Here is a 22,848-nt window from a genome sequence, read left to right as displayed (position 1 = left end):
TTCACGTGAAACATACGTAGAGGTTTCACGTGAAACATAATAAAAGAATATGTTTAATAAATATAATGTAATCGTAGTCGGTGCTGGACATGCGGGATGCGAAGCGGCTGCAGTAGCAGCTAATATGGGTTCAAGCACTTTACTTATTACTATGAATATGGGGGTGATTGCCCAAATGAGCTGTAATCCCGCAATAGGTGGTGTAGCAAAAGGGCAAATCGTACGTGAAATAGACGCGATGGGCGGATATACTGGAATCATCGCCGATAAATCAACTATTCAATTCCGTATGCTCAATAGATCGAAAGGACCAGCAATGTGGAGTCCTAGATCACAAAACGATCGTATGCGTTTTGCGGAAGAATGGAGATGGCAATTAGAGGATATCCCGAACTTAGACATCTGGCAAGACACGGTTAAAGAACTAATAGTAGAAGGAGATCGAGTTAGAGGTGTCATAACATCGCTAGGAATAAAGATAGAATCCGACGCTGTTGTATTAACAAACGGCACATTTCTTAATGGAAAAATACATATTGGTGAAAAGACGTTTGGCGGAGGAAGAACAGGGGAGAAAGCAGCGACAGGTTTGACGGAACAACTTGTTTCATTAGGCTTCGACGCCGGACGAATGAAGACTGGAACGCCGCCGAGAATAGACGGCCGAAGCCTTAATTATTCCAAAATGGAAGAGCAGTGGGGGGATGAAAATCCAGGGCGTTTTTCTTATAGCGACGTAGAACGTAATATGCAACAACGCTGCTGCTGGATTACTTATACGAATCCTGAGGTTCATGAAATTTTAAAAACCGGCTTTGAACAATCTCCCATGTTTACTGGTAGAATAAAAGGCTTGGGGCCACGATACTGTCCTTCCATCGAGGATAAGATAAACCGCTTCTCAGAGCGAGATCGCCACCAAATATTCGTTGAGCCGGAAGGATTTCGTACGGTCGAAATCTATGTTAATGGTTTCTCCACTTCATTACCTGAAGATGTTCAATTAAAAGCTTTGCAATTGATCCCAGGTTTTGAAACTGCGAAAATGTACAGACCTGGCTACGCGATCGAATATGATTATTTTCCGCCGATGCAATTAGATTTGACTTTAGAAACACAACGCATTAAACACTTATTCTTCGCCGGACAAATCAATGGAACTACGGGATACGAGGAAGCGGCTGCCCAAGGATTCATCGCTGGAATAAACGCACATCAACGTATCAATGATGAACACGAATTAATCCTAAAAAGATCTGAATCTTATATTGGTGTTTTGATTGACGACTTAGTTACCAAAGGAACGGATGAGCCCTATCGTATGTTTACCTCGAGAGCAGAACACCGATTATTGCTACGTCAGGATAACGCAGATATCAGGCTAACACCAATAGCTTACAAGCTTGGTTTGGTAGGGGAGGAACGTATGAATCGTGTAGAAAATAAAATTACTGGTTCAGATAAGATAGTTGAGTTTTTGAAAAATACGAGTACTACTCCGGAAGTCATGAATGATGCCATGATCAATTGGGGTTCAACTGCAATAAACCAAAAAACACGACTACATAATATTTTAAGTCGGCCGCAAGTGAATTTAAATGAGCTAGCTCAAGTTGATAGAAACCTGCGATCATTTCTAAATGATTTCGATGTCGAAACTATTGAACAGGCGGAAATAAAAGTGAAGTACGATAGCTATTTTGAGAAAGAGATGGAGATCGTGAAAAAGATGAAAAAAATGGAGGATAAAGAAATACAACCTGACTTTAATTACAATTCCATTACCTCCCTATCTACTGAAGCTAGACAAAAACTTTTAGCTATTAAGCCCAGAACATTAGGTCAGGCATCCCGGATATCCGGTGTATCACCAGCAGATATAAGTATTTTAATGGTACATATAAACTAAATAATTGATAATCAATTATTTAATAATAATCAATATAACGTATTATTTTTAGAATTATGACTACGGAGTCCAAAATAAATCAAAGTTCCTTAAAACGCTTAAAAAGCGTATTAAAAGACAATGTAGCATTATGGTTGTTATTAATAATCGTTTCTCTAAGTTTTCAGCAATGCGCTAACATGAGCCGACCTACTGGAGGCCCTAAGGACTCCTTGCCGCCAAAGGTGCTAGCAGAATTGCCGGCAAACTTTTCAACGAACTTCGATGCAGAACGAATTACAATTACCTTTGATGAATTTGTAAAAACCACTAATCAACAAAAAGAGTTTAGTGTATCGCCAGATTTAGAGCGATCTCCGATATATAAAATACGTAAGCGTAATCTTATCATCGATCTACCAGACAGCCTAGAGGAAAATACTACGTACACGATTAATCTAGGTAAAGGATTAGTAGATTTCAACGAAGGAAACCCAATTCTTAATTACACGTACGTATTCTCTACCGGACCGGAATTGGATTCGTTATCGGTATCAGGCAGCGTTACGAATGGCTACACACAAGGATTTGACAAGGAAAAGGATAAAGACATCAACGTTATTCTTATTCCAACTAGTCGAGATTCCATCTTTGGTAAGAAAAAAGCAAGTATTTTCACCACTGTCGATACCTCGGGTAACTTCAAATTACAAAATTTAAAAGAGGATACCTATCGCATTTATGCCATAAAGGAACAAAATAATGATCGAATCTATAACGCTCCCGAAGAGTGGATTGGATTTTTGCTGGACAGCATCGTGCTTAATAGGGACATATCAGGAATTAAATTGGAACTTAGCAACGGACGGCCAAATAGGTATAGAACGTTGGATCGAAAGATAGAAAGCAGTGGCGTTTTGCTTATGACATTTAATCAGTCGTTGGACGAGCCTAGCATCCGAGTGCTCGATCCGGTCGTTTTAAACGATGAAATTATAAGTAGATACGCTAAGACACAGGATTCCGTGCGATTATATCTTCCTAATTTAGACTTCGATTCACTAAAACTAGAGATAGCAGACAGCAGAGGTATACTAGACACCACTTTGATTAGAAAACCAAGAAATTTGAAATTGGAACGCAGTATTGCTCCTAAATTCAACATAACAAACAAGGTGGATCGCGTCAAACATATCGAAATTACTGCAGCCACTCCGTTCGCAAACATGGATAAGAGCAAAGTCATTTTAATTGAAGACTCAATCCCGCGACGAAATTTCCAATTGCAAGCAGATAGTATAAATCCTGAAATGTTCCATATTCGCTATAATTGGCGGCCAAAACGCGATTATGAATTGAAATTGGAAGAAGGGGCAATGATAGGATTTTTCGAAGAAGTAAATGAAGAGGAATCTATCAAATTTACGATGAATGAAGCAGATAGCTACGGCGATATTTATCTTACTTTTAATGGACTAGATACTGCTCAGCAATACGTTGTGGAACTAATCTCGGAAGATAAAACAAAGACCTTTCAATCGAAGATTCTCCCGAATAGTCATAAAATGCCCTATACGAAATATCCGACCGGAAAATTCTCGATTCGACTGATTTGGGATAAAAATAGAAATGGAAAATGGGATCCTGCTGATGTTTGGACTCTACGTAAACAAGAACCTATTTGGTACTTGAATAGAACATTTACGATTCGTGCTAATTGGGAACAAAATGAGACGATAGACGTGGAGTTTATAGAAAATTAGTTCTACTCTTGTTCCTTAAACCATGAGCTATATAAAACGTAGTTATGGGGCAGCTTATCCAACAGCGCTAACTGCTCATCCGTCAGTGGCTTAATCTTTTTGGCTGGGACGCCAGCATACAAATAGCCCGATTCGCAAACGGTATTTTCTAAAACTACGGCGCCCGCTGCGATGATCACTTTGCTTTGCAGTACTGCCCGATCCATCACAATCGCACCCATTCCAACTAACACATAATCGTGGATTGTGCAGCCATGGACAATCGCATTATGCCCAATGTTCACGTAAGATCCGATATCAGTACCATTTCTTTCATACGTTCCATGAATGGTTACATTATCCTGAATATTGCTATAATCGCCAATCTTGATGTAGTTCACGTCACCACGTACAACGGCATTAAACCAAACAGAGCAATTCGATCCGATGCTCACATTTCCTACTATGGTACAATTTGGAGCTAGAAACGTATCTAAAGCAATTTGTGGCACAGATTCACCAACAGGTAGAATGATAGCTGACATAACGAATATTTAGTAAATAGTATCTTGCAAATGATCGGCGTGATTTGGATAATCTGTCGTGTAATGTAAACCACGGCTTTCTTTCCGCGCCATGGCCGATTTAACCACCAAATAAGCTACCTGAATAACATTTCTGAGTTCACAAAGTTTTACAGACAACCTGGTATTCTTATAGAAAGATTCCGTTTCATCATGCAACAAACCCAAACGTCGCATCGCTCGATCCAAGCGAAAATCGGAACGTACAATACCCACATAATCACTCATCAGTTTCTGTGTTTCTCGTAGATTATGCGTTACCAAGATATCTTCGTTCGACAACACCGTATTGGTATCATCCCAGGCTGGAATATCCCTGCGATATTCTAAGTTGTGAAACTTAGATTCCACATCTTTAAATATACGATGTGCATAAACTGCAGCTTCTAACAAAGAATTGGAAGCCAATCTGTTAGCACCATGCAAACCTGTTGAAGAACATTCGCCACAAGCATATAATTGCTTTATACTCGTCGCACCATGCTTGTCAACCAATATTCCACCACATAAATAATGCGCAGCAGGAGATACTGGAATAAAGTCCGTGCACATATCGACACCAATCTTCAAGCATTGTTCATAGATATTTGGAAAGTGTGCCAATATATCTTCACGATTGCGGTGTGTAATATCTAAATACACATATTCCAATCCCGACTTCTTCATTTCTACATCGATCGCGCGCGCAACAATATCTCGTGGAGCCAAAGATCCACGCTCGTCGTAATCTTCCATGAACGACGTTCCGTCTGCACGACGCAAAATACCGCCAAAACCTCGAACGGCTTCCGATATCAAAAATGCAGGATAAACTGCAGGATTAAACAATGCAGTAGGATGGAACTGGATGAACTCCATATTTCGCACCTTTCCTTTCGCACGATATACCATAGCAATACCATCACCTGTAGCAATGGTTGGATTGGTCGTACTCGAATAAACATGTCCCGCACCGCCGGTTGCCATCAATGTGGACTTAGACAAAAACTTCTCGACCAACCCTGTTGCCGTGTTTAAAGCATATATACCATAGCATTCTATATCTGATGAACGTTTATCCACATGTTTACCAACATGATGTTGAGTAATCAAATCGACGGCAAAATAATGCGTAAGAATAGTAATGTTTGGATGCGCATGAACACGTTCTAAAAGCGCCCTTTCTATCTCATAACCAGTAATATCCTTGTAATGTAGAATAGGATGTGCAGAATGTCCACCTTCTTTCGCTAGATCATATCCGCCGGAAGCTTCCTTATCGAAACTCGTACCATATGCAATAAGCTCAGCGATCCGCTCAGGACCTTCTTCGATAACATGTTGGACCACAGCGGGATCACACAACCCATCGCCGGCAGTGTGTGTATCTTTTATATGATTTGCAAAGCTATCCGATTCATCGATAACTACTGCAACACCACCTTGTGCGTACTTCGTATTCGATTCATCCTCATTGGATTTCGTAATTATTAACACTTTTCCCAACGATGCCGCCTTCAAAGCAAAACTTAAACCGGCAATTCCGGAACCCACCACCAAAAAATCAGAATAATGCTCAGACATGCGTAAAGTATATAACGAATAGGTGAACAAATTAACAAATAATGTGGATAACCTGTATAAAAACCGTGGAGCCAAAAGGAAAACTTTATTTTATTCCACAATGTGAGGGGAAAACAACTAATTTGTGGAAAGATATTACGGCAATATTCCGACAATATTAACAAATTGTAAACAGTAAAAAATTCACAAGGAATCATGGAAAAAATAAAAGGCGTAAAAATACATACTTGATAATCAGCATAAATCCATTTTTCAAATTGTGGATAACCTGTGTAAAAACTAAATTATCTATACGATCAAAAGAAAAATAAAACGGTTTATCCCCATTATCCACACACTAATAAACAATAAGATCATTTTATATAAAATCCTTTATTAATTATTGAAAAAAGGGAATGTGGATTTCGTTTCATTTTGTTTCTTTACTTTTGTGATGTTTCCTTGTCAGAGGATGTATAACCACAGAGAAGATAAATGAATAATACTTTCGATACGGTTTTGGAAGCTAAGGGATACATTGATATTCCTGTAGATCCATCGCTTGATCTTATCGATGAAATCAAGCGTTTGAAAGCCGAAAAAAATGCGGTAATTCTGGCTCATTACTATCAAGAAGGTGAGATTCAAGATATTGCTGATTATATTGGCGATAGTTTGGGGCTATCGCAGCAAGCGGCAAAAACCGAAGCAGATGTCATCGTATTTGCCGGTGTCCATTTCATGGCGGAAACAGCGAAAATTCTTTCTCCACAAAAGAAGGTACTTCTTCCGGATTTGAAAGCAGGATGTTCATTATCAGATAGTTGTCCACCTCATTTATTTGCTAAATTCAAAGAGCTTTATCCGGATCATTTGGTGATCACTTATGTGAATTGTACAGCGGAGCTAAAAGCATTATCCGATATTGTTTGTACCTCAAGCAATGCGGTGCAGATCGTCGAAAGCTTACCAGCTGATCAAAAAATCATTTTTGGTCCCGATAGGAATTTAGGTGCTTATGTGAAGAAAAAAACCGGTCGGGATTTGGTGATGTGGAATGGTGCCTGCATGGTTCATGAAATCTTCTCGCAAGATAGAATCAATCAGCTGAAAGCAGAATTCCCGCATGCGAAATTTATCGCTCATCCGGAATGCGAAGACCATATTTTGGCTACAGCAGATTACATCGGGTCAACTTCCGGAATGTTGAAATATACCATCGAAGATGCAGCAACTACATATATTGTAGCTACAGAATCGGGTATCTTACATCAAATGCAAAAAGCAAGTCCAAGTAAAACCTTTATTCCGGCTCCGCCGAATAATATGTGTGCCTGCAATGATTGTCCACACATGAAGTTGAATACCTTGGAAAAATTATATAATTGCTTGTATTACGAGCAACCGGAAATTAATCTTCCGGAAGATGTGATCCGCAGAGCACAAAAACCTATTGAGCGTATGTTGGAAATATCAGAACGATTAGGATTGTAAATCAATCCATTAAATTTTAGTTTATGTTTGATAATAGCGAAAAAACGGATATAAAAGAGCTGGGTGAATTTGGTTTGATTGATCACCTTACCCAAGCTGTAAAATTAACGCAAGCTTCCACGGTAAAAGGTATTGGTGACGATGCCGCCGTATTAGATTTTACGGGTAAAAAGACTCTGATTTCCACTGATTTATTGTTGGAAAATATTCATTTCGATCTACGTTATGTTCCGTTGAAACACCTTGGATATAAAGCCGTTCAAGTTAATTTGAGTGATATTTATGCTATGAATGGAACGGCTACTCAAATTACTTTTTCCATTGGAATGTCTTCAAAATTTCCCTTGGAAGCTGTAGAAGAAATTTACGAAGGTGCGTTGATTGCTTGCAACAAATACAATGTGGATTTGATCGGCGGCGATACATCGGCGAGCAGTCAGGGATTGGTGCTTTCGGTAACCAGTATTGGTTATGCCGACGAAGAAGCGGTAACCTATCGTTCGGGAGCGAAAGAGGGCGATTTATTATGCGTTTCTGGCGATTTAGGTGGCGCTTATGTGGGTTTACAGTTGTTGGAACGTGAAAAGCAAATTTTCTTAGAGAATCCGAGCATTCAACCTGATTTGGAAGGAAAGGATTATATCGTAGAACGTCAATTAAAACCGGATGCTCGTGGCGATGTGGTGGAATTGCTCCGTCAATTGGAGATCAAACCAAGTTCCATGATCGACGTATCTGATGGTTTGGCATCGGAGATTTTACATATCGCGAAGCAATCTAACGTTGGGTGTACCGTTTATGAAGATAAATTACCTATCGATCCAATGACTTACGAAACTGCTCGAGAATTTGGGTTGGATCCTACAGTTTGCGCGTTGAGCGGTGGCGAGGATTATGAACTATTATTCACCATTCCACAATCAGATTACGATAAAGTAAAAAATCAATTGGATATCACGGTTATTGGCCACATGACGGAAGCCTCTGCTGGTTGTCACATGGTTTCGAAGTCCGGAAAAGTTCATCCTTTGCAAGCACAAGGATGGAATGCTTTTAAGTAGATAATAAGCTGTCCTTATAGGTAGGAACAAAGTGGCAATCTAAAGTCAAATTGCTGGTTCGTAAAGTTGTTGCGACGTTAATTTGCCAAGTTGAAACTTAAAACGTCCTTGCGAGGAAGCATGACGAAGCAATCTAAAGTTAAGTTGCTGGTTCGTAAAGTCGTTGTGACATATAATGCGATTAGATTACTTCAGCCTCGTTCCTTAGCTTCGTAATGACGAAATTTTTGCTGACCTTGCTAGTAAGTATGACGAAGCAATCTCAAGCTTAAAGATAAATCATTCTCAATTCTCATTGACGAAATTAAGCCGCTAATTTCCTAAGGAATACCGCTGGATCGAGCTAGGTCCGCCCTAATATTCCGACTGCGGCCATCTGGGCGGAAGCAAATCCGTTAAGAACAAAAATCTGTCTGAGCAAAGCGAGTTTATTTTTGTTTAGGATTTCTTTTGGGCAGATAGCAGTAAGGAATATAGGCTTGATTTTGCCAAACTTTTATCAAGAAAAGTTTGAAGTATCTTCATCGAATACATCAAAAAGCTACAACTCGATCCGGATATTTTCGGCTTGAGTGTAGCTTCTTAACTCGGCTTGATGTACTAATAAAGTTAAATATATTATCAATAACCTTACGTCTGCAATACACCCACATTATAACGATCTATCGTTGGATTTTGATTCGCAGCTTCAATGCCCATAGAAATAATCTTACGCGTATCTTTTGGATCAATAACACCATCTACCCAAAGTCGAGCAGCGGCATAATATGGACTCAATTGCTTTTTATAACTATTCTCAATCTGCGTTAGTAAAGCTTCTTTTTCCTCTTCACTCAACGCTTTATTTTGAGCTTTCAATGAAGCTTCCTGTATTTGCAGCAACGTTTTTCCGGCAGATGCGCCGCTCATAACTGCCATCTGTGCCGTCGGCCAAGCATAAATCAATCGAGGATCATAAGCCTTTCCACACATCGCGTAATTCCCGGCGCCATAGCTATTTCCAACGACGAATGTAAATTTAGGTACCACCGAGTTTGCCATTGCATTGACCATTTTAGCACCATCTTTAATAATTCCGCCTTGCTCGGAACGCGATCCAACCATAAATCCGGTAACATCTTGGAAGAAAACTAACGGTATTTTCTGTTGATTACAATTCATAATAAAACGCGCAGCTTTATCTGCAGAATCTGAATAGATTACGCCGCCCATCTGCATTTCGGTAGCGTTTCCTGGTTTCTTCGCTTTCACAACCTGACGTTGATTAGCCACAATTCCAACCGCCCAACCATCGATTCGCGCCAGCGCACAAATAATCGTTTTGCCGTAATCTTTTTTGTATTCTTCCAAGCTCCCTTCATCCACGATACATTTCAAAACCTCGTTCATATCGTAGGTTTTCAGTCGATCCTCTGGGAAGTATTCATAAAGAAAATCACTTTTGTGTGCTGGCGAGACCGGATCTATTCTAGAGAAATGTGCTTTATCGTTGTGACCAAATTTTCCAATGATTCCACGAATCGCTGCTAGGCAACTTTCATCGTCCGGATATTTATTATCCGTAACGCCCGATATTTCGCAATGCGTAACCGCTCCACCCAAACTTTCATTATCGATTACTTCGCCGATGGATGATTTTACCAAGTATGATCCCGCTAAGAAAACAGAACCTGTTCCTTCCACGATCAGTGCATAATCCGACATGATTGGTAAGTAAGCACCACCCGCAACGCAAGATCCCATAATGGCAGAAATCTGCGGAATTCCCATAGCAGAAATTTTTGCATTGTTTCTAAATATCCTGCCGAAATGCTCTTTATCCGGAAATATTTCATCTTGCATAGGTAGATAAACGCCGGCGGAATCAACTAAATAGATGATCGGTAGGTGATTTTCCATCGCAATTTCTTGCGCCCGCAAGCTTTTCTTGCCACTAATAGGGAACCATGCTCCCGCTTTTACCGTAGCATCATTTGAAACCACAACACAAAGACGGCCCTCTACGTAACCAAGCACGACAACGACACCTCCATTTGGACAACCACCGTGTTCGGGATACATATCATCGCCAGCAAAGCTTCCAACTTCTATATATTCGCTATCAGCATCCAATAATATTACCACGCGTTCCCAAGCAGTTAATTTGCCATTTGCTTTATGTTTCTCGATCTTCTTAATTCCGCCACCAAGGCGTAATTGTTCACTCTTTTTTCGTAGTTCAGACAATATCTTTTCCATATATCAGTCTATTTAGGAATGCTAGTTTACAATGGGTTGCAAAAATTTAATTCTATAAATATCATAAAATTTAATTTGTTTTTTACAATATTTGTATAGTATTCTTCTTACCAGAGATAAACTTAAACAAAATTTTATGATGAATTATTCGGTTGACACAGAACAATTACGAATGGTTAGAGAGAGCGCCCGCGATTTCGCACAAACGTACATCAAACCATACATTATGGCTTGGGATGAGCCGCAAATATTTCCGATAGATCTTTTTAAAAAACTGGGTGAGTATGGGTTCATGGGCATCTTAGTTCCTGAGAAATATAATGGTGCGGGATTGAGTTATCAAGAATATATTACCATTCTAGATGAGATTTCTAAAGTATGCGGATCAATCGGATTATCCGTTGCCGCACACAATTCTTTATGTACAAATCATATTCTTTCTTTCGCCAACGATGAGCAGAAAGAAAAATATTTACCCAAATTGGCAACGGGAGAATGTATTGGTGCCTGGGGATTAACCGAAACGGGATCAGGATCGGATGCTGGTGGTTTATCTACCGTTGGTGTCGAGGATGGAGATTACTATATAATCAATGGGAATAAAACTTTTATCACACATGCGATTTCGGGGGACGTAGCGGTGGTCATGGTTCGTACTGGCGAAAAAGGGGATAAGCGCGGTGTTTCCGCTTTTATCATAGAAAAAGGAACGCCTGGTTTTACTGCGGGACAAAAAATGGATAAGTTGGGAATGCGCGCTTCGGAAACCGCCAGTTTGTTTTTCGACAACTGCCGCGTACATAAAAGCCAGATGATCGGTGAGAAAGGAACTGGGTTTGTTCAGGCGTTGAAATTGCTGGACGGTGGGCGTATATCTATTGCAGCGCTTTCACTAGGTATTGCTCGCGGAGCCTATGAATGTGCATTGCGTTACGCACAGGAGCGGGAACAGTTTAATAAGCCCATTTTTGAATTTCAAGATGTATCGTTCAAGTTAGCCGATATGGCTACGGAAATCAAGGCTTCGGAGCTTTTAGTTCGCCATGCCGGTCATTTGAAAGATTTGGGTGAGAATGTAACTAAAGCTGGTGCGATGGCGAAGTTGTATGCTTCCGAAGCAGCTGTAAAGGTGTCGAACGAGAGCGTACAAATTCACGGTGGATATGGTTTTACCAAAGATTTTGCTGCAGAAAAGTTCTTTCGTGATGCTAAGTTATGTACCATTGGAGAAGGAACCAGTGCAATCCAGAAAATGGTAATTGCACGAGAAATTAAAAAAGATGTCATTTAAAGATATAGAAATTGTCGACTGTTTCCGTGATGCTATTCAAGGACTTCATCAGCCAATTGCCACGCAAAAGAAGATTGATTATGTCAACCTTCTTTTGGCTAGTGGTCGGTTCAGCTGTTTGGATATAGGAAGTTTTGTGTCGCCAAAAGCTGTTCCGCAGATGGCAGATACGGCCGATGTGCTTGCCGGAATTGTAAAATCCGGTAGTACAAAGTTATCCGTTGTCGTAGCGAATGAGCGCGGAGCGGAAGCGGCATTAGCGCAAGAGAAAGTGGATTTTCTTGGTTATCCGTTTTCTATTTCCGAAACTTTTCAGAAAAGAAATACGAATGCTGATTTAAAGGAATCTTTCGAACGTGTTCAACGGATGCAAAACCGTGTAGCAGCGAGCGATAAGGAACTAATCGTGTATATTTCTATGGCATTCGGAAATCCATACGAAGATGCATGGGATAAGCAAATGGTTGTTTATTGGTTGGATCAATTAAAATCCATCGGTGTCGCTCGTTTTTCCTTGGCAGATACCACAGGTGAAGCTACGCCAGACAGCATTACGGCAGTATTACAGGAAGTTGCCGCTTACGATCCTTCGCTAAATCCAAGTTTGCATTTGCATAGCCGATTGGATAGTGCGCTGTCTAAAATAGATGCCGCCTATCGTGCAGGATGTCGAAAATTTGAAGGTGCTATTTTAGGTTATGGCGGATGCCCTTTTGCACAAGATAATTTGGTTGGAAATATTCCGACAGAGCTTTTGTTGTTGCATTTTGAAGAAAGTTCTACTGAAGAACTGCAACCTATTATTACCGCATTTAAGGATTTGATTGCGGATTAAACCAATATTTTTGGAGATGATGTATCATTTTATAAAACTTCGAAAAGAAAGCCATATCGCTTATTTGACTCTGGCAAGAGCAGAAAAACGCAATGCTTTCACCCCAACTACGGTAAACGAAGTAGCACATGCCGTGCAGGAAATTAATTCGGATGATGATATCAAGGTCGTTCTTCTGGAAGCGGAAGGTCCGGTTTTTTGTGCCGGAATGGATTTAAAAACTTTTCGCGATGAAAGCTTGGACGTCCGAAATAATGCGATTACCTACCAAAATATTTCTTTAGGAGAAGTATTCTCTCAATTGCACAAACCATCGGTTGCTATTTTAAATGGTGATGTGGTGGCTGGTGGATTTCTTTACGTTCTTGGTTGTACTTATGTTTTTGCGAAGCCGGAAGTTCGATTTCGTTTGCCGGAATTAGATTTAGGAATCTTCCCTTTTCAAGTGATGGCCAGTTTGTTAAAAGTGATGCCCGAAAAGAAAGTGTTGCAGCTATGCTTGAATACGGATTACTTTTCAGTAGATGAAGCGATAAACTTGGGAATTGTTGATGGCTTATTGGACGCGGAAAAAATAGAAGCGCTTTTAAATAGATTCGGTAAAGCAAATACTAATGTATTAAAAGCTGGATTTGAATCTGTGCGCAATTTACCTGATTTACCAACAAACGAGCAGTACAGCTATTTAAAACAAGTTTTGGAGAGATTGAGGTAATCTCGTGAAATTGGGTAAAGTTGTAAAGTCGTTGGGCTGTATGATCGCTTTAATCTAATTGTTCAGATTAACCATTTCTTCTTACTGTAAACGAATTATATCCTAACCCGATTTCTATTGCTAATAAGTCCTGTTGCAACATCTCCAAAATAGCAAGAAACTGATAAACAAAATGTACTTTGTTTTCAGCCTGTTTGGCAATTGCCGCAAAATCCAATTGTTCATTAATCGCTATTAACTTAGCGATAGCTGATTTCTGTTGTTCAATCGTGTATGGATACTGTACAATAGTATGCTTAATTTCTTCCGGCCGTTTGATTGGGTTTAAGCGAACGCGTTCATAAGCCATCATTAGTTCATACAAATCCAACGTTTTCAGGTCATCCTCTTGTTCTCCACCAGAGTTAACCGCATGTATATCAGATTGAATATTTCCACGTTGAAAAACTAAGGAGCGTTGATATTCTAAAACTCGTAAATCTTCACAAGCTTCTTTGAACTGCTTATACAAAACTAGTTTTTGGATCAAATCTTCGCGTAGATCCGATCCATCTTCTCCGTCGGAATCGCTAGGTCGAGGAAGCAGCATTTTCGATTTGATTCGCATGAATGTAGAAGCTACAAATATAAATTCGCTAGCAACCTCCATATTCAGCGACTGCAACTGCTGAATGTAACGTAGGAACTCATCCGTAATTTGGGAAATCGGGATGTCGTGAATATTCAGCTCATCACGTTCGATAAAAAATAATAATAGGTCAAATGGACCTTGAAAAAGATCGAGCTTAATTTCGTAACCAGCATCTGTCATAGAGCTTCAAAATTACAATTATTTCGAATGAACTGATTCGAAGTTCGGAAACATTTATTTGGGTATATTGTTAATAAGTTTGTTACTTTGTAAACTACGTTGAACATTTTTCACGCTATGGACATGGAGATAGGGGCTAAGCTAAAAGATATTATATTTCCTGCTGATTTACGCAAGTTAGAAGAGTCTGACCTTCAAGAGGTTTGCGCTGATTTGAGGCAATATATTATTGATATGGTTTCTGTCAATGGCGGCCACTTTGCTGCTAGTTTAGGCGTTGTTGAATTAACGGTAGCGTTACATTACGCATTGAATACACCGTATGATCAAATTGTTTTTGATGTCGGTCATCAAGCTTACGGTCACAAAATCTTAACTGGACGTAGAGAAAATTTTCATACCAATCGTCTAATTGGTGGACTTTCAGGTTTTCCGAAAAGATCAGAAAGTGAATATGACGCTTTTGGCGTTGGTCACTCATCCACCTCGATTTCTGCTGCTCTCGGTATGGCAGTTGCTTCCGCATATAAAGGCGAACACGATCGTCAGCACGTAGCTATTATTGGTGATGGTGCGTTGACGGGTGGAATGGCGTTCGAAGCGCTAAACCATGCCGGAATAGAGAAATCGAATGTATTAGTTATCCTTAATGATAACTGTATGTCAATCGATCCCAACGTAGGTGCGCTGAAAGATTATTTGACAAACATTACCACGTCAAAAAGCTATAACCGTTTTCGCGACGATTTAGTCCATGTGTTGGCCAAAATATCCAAAAACGGTCCAAATGCATACGGATGGGCGAAGAAGCTACAACAAACTATTAAAGGAACGTTGTGGGAAAATGCCAATCTATTTGAATCGTTGAATTTTAGATATTTTGGTCCCGTTGATGGCCATGATGTTAATAAATTGGCGAAAACGATCGAAGATCTTAAACATATTCCCGGACCGAAATTGTTACATGCCGTAACGGTTAAAGGTAAAGGATATGCATTAGCCGAAAAAGATCAAACAAAATGGCATGCGCCAGGTCTTTTCGATAAAATTACTGGAGAAATCAAGAAATCGGTTTCCGATAAGCCACAAGCACCAAAATACCAAGATGTTTTCGGACATACTTTGGTAGAATTAGCGGAATCTAATAAATCCATAATGGGAATTACGCCGGCGATGCCGAGTGGTTCTTCTATGAATATTATGATGAAAGCGATGCCTGAACGGGCATTTGACGTAGGTATTGCTGAACAGCATGCTGTTACCTTCAGTGCTGGTTTAGCAACGCAAGGTTTGGTACCTTTCTGTAATATCTATTCTTCATTTATGCAACGCGCGTTTGATCAGGTAATCCATGATGTTGCTTTGCAAAAGCTAAACGTAGTGTTATGCTTGGATCGAGCTGGATTAGTTGGTGCAGATGGCCCTACGCATCATGGTGCGTATGACATCGCATATATGCGCTGTATTCCTAATATGATCGTTGCATCTCCGATGAATGAGGAAGAACTGCGTAACATGATGTTTACTGCACAGTTGCCTGATAAAGGACCTTTCAGCATTCGTTATCCGCGTGGAAAAGGTGTAATGCCGGATTGGCGCAAACCTTTCCAAGAATTGGCAATCGGAAAAGGACATAAAATTTGCGATGGGGAAGATGTCGCTGTTTTAAGTTTTGGTCACGTGGGCAATGAAGTGGTCAAAGCGTTTCAACAATTAAACCAAGAAGGGATTTACCCAGCGCACTACGATATGCGATTCGCTAAGCCATTAGATGAAGAGCTTTTGCATGAAGTATTTAAAAACTTCAAGAAGGTAATTACGGTAGAAGATGGCTGTTTGGTAGGTGGATTCGGATCAGCTATTTTGGAATTCATGTCAGAAAGCGATTATCAAGCTCAAGTCGTCCGTTTAGGTATTCCTGATACCATAGTGGAACACGGTGAACAAGAAGAATTGTGGCAAATTTGTGGCTACGATGCATCTTCTATTATTTCTCAAATAAATAAACTCACAACTGGCCACAAAACACAAACTTTGGTCGGATAATTGCTCCTTATTTTTTCTAACGAACTGATTTAGACGGATAAATTTTGTCGGAATGGCTGTGCGCTATTTTAAGGCCAAAGTTTTCCACATCGTTAAGTTTATCAACCTATAAAGTAGAAAAATTACATTTGATATTCGTTAAAATTAAATGCTGTTAATAACTAATTTTTGCTGTATAATTTAGCATCAAACACGTTTAAATTTTAACATAAGTTATTGATATTCAGATGTTAAATGTTTTTTTATCTTTTTAGTTTTTTAGCTCAATAAATTTTGTCATCTTCGTTGTACTAGAAAGTTTTAAACAGCTTTTTTGTCAAACATTGGTTTTCAAGTTATTAACAATTTACGAATGGAAAAAACGTGTACAAGTGTATGGAACAACTGTCTTCAAGTAATAAAAGACAACATTCCTGCGCAAAGTTTCAAAACCTGGTTCGAGCCTGTTAAGGCCATGCGTCTTGAAGAAAACGTTTTAACTATTCAAGTACCTAGCTTGTTTTTCTACGAATGGTTGGAGGAGCATTATGTGGGAATACTACGTAAGACAGTAAAAAAGTTTTTAGGCGAGCAAGGACGTTTAGAATACAATATCGTTGTCGAGAAATCTTCAACGAGTATCCCTTTTACTACTAACATTCCATCCAATGGAAATGGTGCTGAAGGAAAGAATCAATCTATTCCTGTTCCTGTTGCATTAAACAAAAACATCAAGAATCCTTTCGTGATTCCCGGATTGAAAAAATTGCAGGTTGATCCGCAATTAAATCAGAATTACACTTTCGAGAACTTTATCGAAGGAGAATGTAATCGTTTAGCACGCTCTGCAGGTTATGCCGTTGCAAATAAGCCGGGAGGAACGTCTTTCAATCCATTAATGGTTTATGGCGATGTAGGTTTGGGTAAAACGCATTTGGTGCAAGCGATCGGAAATGAGATAAAGAAGAATTTACCAGATAAGTTGGTAATTTATGTTTCTTGCGAGAAGTTTTGCCAGCAGTTTGTGGATTCCCTGAAGAATAACACGATTAACGATTTCGTTAATTTCTATCAAGCAATGGATGTAATCATCATGGATGATGTCCACAACTTTGCTGGAAAGGAAAAAACACAAGATATTTTCTTCCATATTTTCAATCATTTACATCAATCAGGCAAACAGATTATTCTTACTTCTGACAAACCGCCAAAAGATTTATCAGGCTTGGAAGAGCGTTTATTGAGTCGTTTCAAATGGGGACTTTCAGCGGATATTCAAATTCCTGATTTGGAAACGCGTATGGCGATTCTGAAGAAGAAAATGTATTCTGATGGTATCGAATTGCCTGAAAGTGTGGTAGAATTCGTAGCGAATCAAATCGATAATTCGGTGCGTGAGCTTGAAGGTGCGATGGTTTCTTTATTAGCGCAATCAACATTAAACAAAAAGGAGATCGACTTAAACTTGGCCAAATCCATGTTGAAGAACTTCGTGAAGAATACTACGAAGGAGATTTCTATGGATTATATTCAAAAATTGGTTTGCGAATATTTCGAGGTACCTGTTGAAATGGTGAAATCGAAAGTTAGAAAACGCGAGATCGTTCAAGCACGTCAAATTTCCATGTATTTGGCTAAAGCGCACACGAAATCGTCTTTAAAGTCAATCGGAAATTTCTTCGGCGGACGCGATCACTCGACCGTTATCTATGCTTGCCAAACAGTGGAGGATTTAATCGAAACAGATAAGAAATTCAAGACATACGTGCAGGACATTCAGAAAAAGCTGAAAGCTTCCTAAGCTAAAGGGCATTACATTATATTACAGGTGCCGAGGTGGAAACCTTGGCGCCCTTTTTATTTTTAATAAATATTACTATTTTGTATTAAATTTGAATGCAACCGATTGCATTAAGCTCCTAACACCTATTGAAATATGTTAAAAAATACGCGAAACATGCTGTTGTTGGCTGGTATGGGATTGTGCTTAACCCTATCTCCGACCTCTGCCCAAACGTTTAAGTATAAAAATGCGAAGCTAAGTACGGCCGAACGAACAGCCGATTTACTAAGCCACATGACTTTGGAAGAGAAAGTCGGCCAATTACTTTGTCCGCTTGGTTGGGAAATGTACACCAAGGATGGTAACAAGGTCACTTATTCGCAGAAATACAAAGAACTGTTGGATAAGCAACACGTGGGTATGTTTTGGGCAGTATTTCGTGCCGATCCATGGACGAAAAAAACGTTGGAAACGGGTTTGACACCTGAGCTTGCAGCTGAAGCTGCAAATGCCATGCAACGTTACGCTGTGGAAAAAACGCGTTTAGGTATTCCGGTCTTCATCGCGGAAGAAGCGCCACACGGTCATATGGCTATCGGTACAACGGTATTTCCGACGGGAATTGGTATGGCTTCCACATGGAATCCACTGTTGCAACGCGAGGTTTCCGCGGTTTCTGCCAAAGAAGTGCGCTTGCAAGGCGGACATATTGGTTACGGGCCGGTGCTTGATTTATCTCGTGAACCAAGATGGTCGCGCGTCGAGGAAACGTACGGCGAAGATCCCGTTCTTAGCGGAGCGATGGGAGAAGCAGCGGCTCACGGCGGTGGGAAAGGTGATCTTAGCAATCCGTATGCAATGATTTCTACAATTAAACACTTTATCGCGTACGGCATTCCGGAAGGCGGACATAATGGTAACAGCGCCATTGTTGGTCCACGCGAATTGCATGAAACTTTTCTACCACCATTTTTACAAACGGTGCAAGGTGGAGCACTATCCGTGATGACCGCTTATAATTCTATCGACGGAATTCCTTGTACATCAAATGGCTACTTGTTGACCGATATTTTGCGCGATGATTGGGGATTTAACGGATTTGTAGTTTCCGATTTGGGTAGTATTGACGGTATTCACTTCAATCATGGCGTGGCAAGCAGCTTACAAGAAGCAGGTACTATGGCTTTGGATGCGGGAGTAGATGTTGATTTGGGAGCAAAACCTTTTGCAGAATTGATTAACGCGGTTAAGGCCGGTACAATAACCGAAACTAAGGTAGATAGTGCAGTTGCTCGTGTGTTGCGTTTGAAGTTTGATATGGGACTTTTTGAAAATCCATACACCAAACCTTCACAAGCTAAAAAGGAAGTGCGTAGCGCGCAACATTTGGATTTATCGCGAAAAGCGGCACAAGAATCGATCGTTTTGTTGGAGAATAAAAACAACGCTTTGCCATTTTCTAAATCCATCAAGAAGATTGCTGTAATCGGACCGAATGCTAACACACCATATAATCAGTTGGGAGATTATACTGCGCCGCAAGCGCGTGAATCCGTAAGTACGGTATTGGATGGAATTAAAGCGAAAGCGCCGAATGCGGAGGTTATTTATGCGAAGGGAACAGCAATTCGCGATACGGCGCAATCAGATATCGAAGCCGCGGTAGCTGCGGCGATGCAATCGGATGTAGCTATTGTTGTGGTTGGCGGATCAAGCGCTCGTGATTTCGAAACGAAATACATTGAAACCGGAGCAGCGGTTGCCGATGAAACTTCTTTAAGCGATATGGAGAGTGGCGAAGGTTTCGATCGCTCTACATTGGATTTGATGGGCGATCAGATGAAATTACTGAAAGCGATTAAAGCGACGGGTAAGCCGATAATCGTTATATATATACAAGGCCGTCCGTTGAATATGAACTGGGCTCAAGAAAATGCAGATGCACTGTTGACAGCATGGTATCCCGGAGGTGAAGGTGGAAATGCGATTGCGGATGTATTATTTGGTGATTATAATCCGGGAGGAAAATTACCAATTTCCGTTCCTCGATCGGTAGGACAATTGCCCGTCTATTACAATAGAAAAGTGCCTAAAGGACATGATTATATTGAATCAAGCATATCGCCGTTATACTCATTTGGTTACGGAAAGAGCTATTCTACTTTCGAATACAGAGACCTTTCCATCAAGGAAAACGGCGAAGCCGGATTTGAGGTAAGCTTCGAAGTGAAAAACACGAGTAAATTGGATGGCGATGAAGTTGCCCAACTTTACATTCGCGACGAGTTCGCATCGACGGTACAACCGATTAAACAATTGAAAAAGTTTGAGCGCATCAATTTGAGAGCCGGAGAATCGAAACAAGTGAAATTCACATTGCGACCAATCGATTTATCTATTGTTAATCCGCAAATGGAGCGCGAGATGGAAGCCGGAAGTTTTAATATTATGGTCGGCGGATCATCCGATGATATTAAGTTGAATCAAAAGATTGAAGTAAAACAAAGCAAAATGTTGCCGTTATACGCTAAATCTTCTGACTAATCGAAGAATCTTTTTTAGCATTTGAATTTTATAAAAACGGTGTGGGGACGAAATTCCACACCGTTTTTACGTTTAATCTAAACCTTTAAAACCTGATTTATCCAAAGATCGCTTTGTCGTACTCGCGCGCGATGACGAGAACTCGACGTCCTTGCGAACCTGAGGAATGAGTGGTCGCGCCAATTTCACAACTTTACGAATCATCGAATTCACAACAAGAAGCAAACCTTCTCAACGCTATAAACGAAAAACGGCATGAAAGTCAAATTTCACACCGTTTCGTTAAGTAAACTAAAATTATTTGCGTTTTCCGCGTGGACGATTGCCTTTTTCTGCCCTTGCTTCCATTTTATTTAAGCGTTCTTCTTTTAGCTCGGCATATTTTTGTTTCTGCGTATCATCGAGAATCGCCGATATTTTACTATCCGTCAATTCATGGCGAGCTTTCCTATCTGCTCGAAGTTGCGAACGATCTTGTCCTGCCGCTTTAAATGCCGCTTGCTGTTCTTGGGCTTGGCTCAGTATCCAAACATGAATAGAATCCTTTTGCTCCGGTTTCAGACTCAACTCTTTTTCCAATTTTTCCACTTGTGCTTTTGCTCTAGCTTCCGGATCTTTTTGAAAACCGCCACGTTGTTGTGCGCTTGCTATGTTCACACCTGCAATCAGCGCTACTAAAATCATAAATTGTTTCATAATAACCTCCTGTTGTTTCTGCTAATTTGAGGAGGAAAATCGATGATTTCCGAAAACAAACAGTTTTTAACTTCTGTTAATGTTCATTAACGTTATTGTCCTGCAAAGTGTTAATTATAACTTTTCGAAGCGATTGTTCCTGATCGAAAGCGAATTGGATAGGAATGTAGAAGGAAGGAATATTTGGAAGTTGATTAATAGCCAAACGTTGTGCATCCTTTTCCGTGGTAATCAAGATAGTTTCTCCAAGGTTTGATTGCTCCTGAAAGGTTTTCCGTATTTGTTGGTAATCGGAATCTGTGAAATGATGGTGATCTGAAAACGCCAAGATTTTAACTTGTGGCGACATTTTTTCCAAGTATTCGATTAAAGGCTTCGGATTCGCAATTCCTGTTACCAGGATAAGGCGCATATCGCTGAAATCGAACTTTCTGTCTGTTTCATCGGATATGCAAACCGCTTCTCCATAAGATATGCTGGCAAAGTAAATCGGCGCATTTGTGTATTTGCGTAGGCGTTTAGTGATAATATCTCGATCACTTTCGGATGCATCGGAAGGCGTTTTTGTTACGACGATTGCATGAGCCCGTTTTGCTTGTGGCAATAAATCCCGAAAATTTCCAGTCGGTAATGGCAACATGAAGTCGGAGAACGAAGCGTATTCGAATAATAAAATATTGCATTTCGCTTTCACGCGACGATGCTGAAAAGCATCATCTAGAAGAATCAAATCATGATTCGCAGATAATTGCTCCATGCCGATTCGTCGATCCTCGGATACAGCGACCGTTAAATGTGGAAATTTGCGTTTAAACTGAAGTGGTTCGTCGCCGGTTTGCGTAGCATCATCTTCTACTTCTACATAACGAAAACCCTTTGTTTTCCTACCGTAACCGCGACTCAGCGTAGCGATCCGATAATCCGCACCGAACCATCGAACCAAACATTCAATCATCGGAGTTTTTCCTGTTCCACCTACAGCCAGATTTCCGACAACGATACTAGAAATTGGATAAATTTTACTTTTGAAAATCTGCCAATCGTATAGCTTATTTCTCAGCCAAACCGCCATGGCGTATATAGCGGTAATCGGTAACAAAAGCCATCGCAATAACCGGATCATGGCGATGTTACAATTTTCAACCCAATATCTGTAACGCCTTTTAATCGCTGATCTTCCATCAAATGACGAATGGAAAAATGATAGGTTCCAGTGTCTGGAAAAGAATAATTTTTCTGAATGCTGTGTACGTTGTGATATAGATTTCCTGCAGATTTGCCTGTCCAGCGTCCGTCTGGTTTTGTCAGTTGTAAGGCTGCATTATAAGTCGTATCTAATCCCGATTCATGTTGTTCACGCAGATCGAAGACCAAACTCGTGTACGGATAAAAATTGTTGTGGCGGACATCAACCAGCAGGTGGTATTTTTGTTTCGCATCTTGAATATGAACGTCAAACTGGGCCAAACTATCGCGTTCCCAATAATTATCTTTTACAGGGCTATGCTGATCGAATACTACGTTCTTATCGCAGGAACACAGCAATGCGCTTACCAAAAAGACGATTGAAGGCCATATTGCTTGAGCCCGCTTTAACAT

The 22,848-nt window shown here is 40.2% G+C and carries 18 protein-coding genes; 10 read left to right on the top strand and 8 right to left on the bottom strand.

Annotated elements, in window-relative coordinates:
- Window positions 1-49: 49 nt before the first annotated feature.
- A complete protein-coding gene (gene mnmG, locus ACFSQ3_RS05010) occupies window positions 50-1,909 on the top strand; it encodes a tRNA uridine-5-carboxymethylaminomethyl(34) synthesis enzyme MnmG (RefSeq protein ID WP_380868087.1) in 1,860 nt (619 codons plus the stop codon).
- 179 nt (window positions 1,910-2,088) lie between these two features.
- Window positions 2,089-3,651, top strand: coding sequence for an Ig-like domain-containing protein (locus ACFSQ3_RS05005; RefSeq protein ID WP_380868085.1), 1,563 nt, complete (start codon window positions 2,089-2,091; stop codon window positions 3,649-3,651).
- Between the two features lie 2 nt (window positions 3,652-3,653).
- On the opposite strand, the gene ACFSQ3_RS05000 is transcribed toward ACFSQ3_RS05005, so the two are convergent.
- Entirely contained in the window at window positions 3,654-4,175 is a 522-nt protein-coding gene (locus tag ACFSQ3_RS05000; RefSeq protein WP_380868084.1) for a gamma carbonic anhydrase family protein, read from the bottom strand.
- 9 nt (window positions 4,176-4,184) lie between these two features.
- Entirely contained in the window at window positions 4,185-5,777 is a 1,593-nt protein-coding gene (gene nadB / locus ACFSQ3_RS04995; protein WP_380868082.1) for an L-aspartate oxidase, read from the bottom strand.
- A 474-nt stretch (window positions 5,778-6,251) separates the two neighbouring features.
- Between nadB and nadA the strand changes: the two genes are divergently transcribed.
- Together nadA and thiL are read left to right on the top strand one after the other, a co-directional pair.
- Window positions 6,252-7,250, top strand: coding sequence for a quinolinate synthase NadA (nadA, locus tag ACFSQ3_RS04990; RefSeq protein ID WP_380868081.1), 999 nt, complete (start codon window positions 6,252-6,254; stop codon window positions 7,248-7,250).
- 23 nt (window positions 7,251-7,273) lie between these two features.
- Window positions 7,274-8,311 (top strand): thiamine-phosphate kinase, encoded by a 1,038-nt coding sequence (gene thiL / locus ACFSQ3_RS04985; RefSeq protein WP_380868080.1) that lies wholly within the window; start codon window positions 7,274-7,276, stop codon window positions 8,309-8,311.
- 630 nt (window positions 8,312-8,941) lie between these two features.
- On the opposite strand, the gene ACFSQ3_RS04980 is transcribed toward thiL, so the two are convergent.
- Window positions 8,942-10,549, bottom strand: coding sequence for an acyl-CoA carboxylase subunit beta (locus tag ACFSQ3_RS04980; protein ID WP_380868078.1), 1,608 nt, complete (start codon window positions 10,547-10,549; stop codon window positions 8,942-8,944).
- A gap of 139 nt (window positions 10,550-10,688) precedes the next feature.
- Between ACFSQ3_RS04980 and ACFSQ3_RS04975 the strand changes: the two genes are divergently transcribed.
- The 3 genes from ACFSQ3_RS04975 to ACFSQ3_RS04965 are packed head-to-tail and all read left to right on the top strand — an operon-like array spanning window position 10,689 to window position 13,390.
- A complete protein-coding gene (locus ACFSQ3_RS04975; RefSeq protein WP_380868475.1) occupies window positions 10,689-11,840 on the top strand; it encodes an acyl-CoA dehydrogenase family protein in 1,152 nt (383 codons plus the stop codon).
- Window positions 11,830-12,675, top strand: coding sequence for a hydroxymethylglutaryl-CoA lyase (locus tag ACFSQ3_RS04970; protein WP_380868076.1), 846 nt, complete (start codon window positions 11,830-11,832; stop codon window positions 12,673-12,675). Before ACFSQ3_RS04975 ends, ACFSQ3_RS04970 begins: the two co-directional genes overlap by 11 nt.
- A gap of 16 nt (window positions 12,676-12,691) precedes the next feature.
- Entirely contained in the window at window positions 12,692-13,390 is a 699-nt protein-coding gene (locus ACFSQ3_RS04965; protein WP_380868075.1) for an enoyl-CoA hydratase/isomerase family protein, read from the top strand.
- A 67-nt stretch (window positions 13,391-13,457) separates the two neighbouring features.
- On the opposite strand, the gene ACFSQ3_RS04960 is transcribed toward ACFSQ3_RS04965, so the two are convergent.
- Entirely contained in the window at window positions 13,458-14,201 is a 744-nt protein-coding gene (locus ACFSQ3_RS04960; protein ID WP_380868073.1) for a segregation and condensation protein A, read from the bottom strand.
- A 117-nt stretch (window positions 14,202-14,318) separates the two neighbouring features.
- Here ACFSQ3_RS04960 and dxs point away from each other — a divergent pair, with 117 nt between their 5' ends.
- The 3 genes from dxs (at window position 14,319) to ACFSQ3_RS04945 (ending at window position 20,553) form a co-directional block, all read left to right on the top strand.
- Window positions 14,319-16,247: a 1-deoxy-D-xylulose-5-phosphate synthase gene (dxs, locus tag ACFSQ3_RS04955; protein WP_380868071.1), complete on the top strand. Its 1,929-nt coding sequence runs from the start codon at window positions 14,319-14,321 to the stop codon at window positions 16,245-16,247.
- 352 nt (window positions 16,248-16,599) lie between these two features.
- Entirely contained in the window at window positions 16,600-18,027 is a 1,428-nt protein-coding gene (gene dnaA / locus ACFSQ3_RS04950; RefSeq protein WP_380868069.1) for a chromosomal replication initiator protein DnaA, read from the top strand.
- Window positions 18,028-18,162: 135 nt separating this feature from the next.
- Complete coding sequence (locus ACFSQ3_RS04945) at window positions 18,163-20,553, top strand: glycoside hydrolase family 3 N-terminal domain-containing protein (RefSeq protein WP_380868068.1); 2,391 nt, start codon at window positions 18,163-18,165, stop codon at window positions 20,551-20,553.
- A 72-nt stretch (window positions 20,554-20,625) separates the two neighbouring features.
- On the opposite strand, the gene ACFSQ3_RS04940 is transcribed toward ACFSQ3_RS04945, so the two are convergent.
- The 4 genes from ACFSQ3_RS04940 to ACFSQ3_RS04925 form a co-directional block, all read right to left on the bottom strand.
- A complete protein-coding gene (locus tag ACFSQ3_RS04940) occupies window positions 20,626-20,757 on the bottom strand; it encodes a hypothetical protein (protein ID WP_380868066.1) in 132 nt (43 codons plus the stop codon).
- Window positions 20,758-20,850: 93 nt separating this feature from the next.
- The gene (locus tag ACFSQ3_RS04935; protein WP_380868064.1) at window positions 20,851-21,249 is read right to left on the bottom strand and encodes a hypothetical protein; all 399 of its coding nucleotides are present in this window, start codon (window positions 21,247-21,249) and stop codon (window positions 20,851-20,853) included.
- Between the two features lie 76 nt (window positions 21,250-21,325).
- Complete coding sequence (lpxK, locus tag ACFSQ3_RS04930; RefSeq protein ID WP_380868062.1) at window positions 21,326-22,372, bottom strand: tetraacyldisaccharide 4'-kinase; 1,047 nt, start codon at window positions 22,370-22,372, stop codon at window positions 21,326-21,328.
- The gene (locus ACFSQ3_RS04925) at window positions 22,369-22,848 is read right to left on the bottom strand and encodes a gliding motility lipoprotein GldH (protein ID WP_380868060.1); all 480 of its coding nucleotides are present in this window, start codon (window positions 22,846-22,848) and stop codon (window positions 22,369-22,371) included. Before ACFSQ3_RS04925 ends, lpxK begins: the two co-directional genes overlap by 4 nt.

It is taken from the genome of Sphingobacterium corticis (assembly GCF_042684745.1).
GTDB classification, from domain to species: Bacteria; Bacteroidota; Bacteroidia; order Sphingobacteriales; family Sphingobacteriaceae; genus Sphingobacterium; species Sphingobacterium corticis.
Note: the sequence above shows the minus strand (reverse complement) of the source record. Positions and strands in the feature narration are given on the sequence as shown.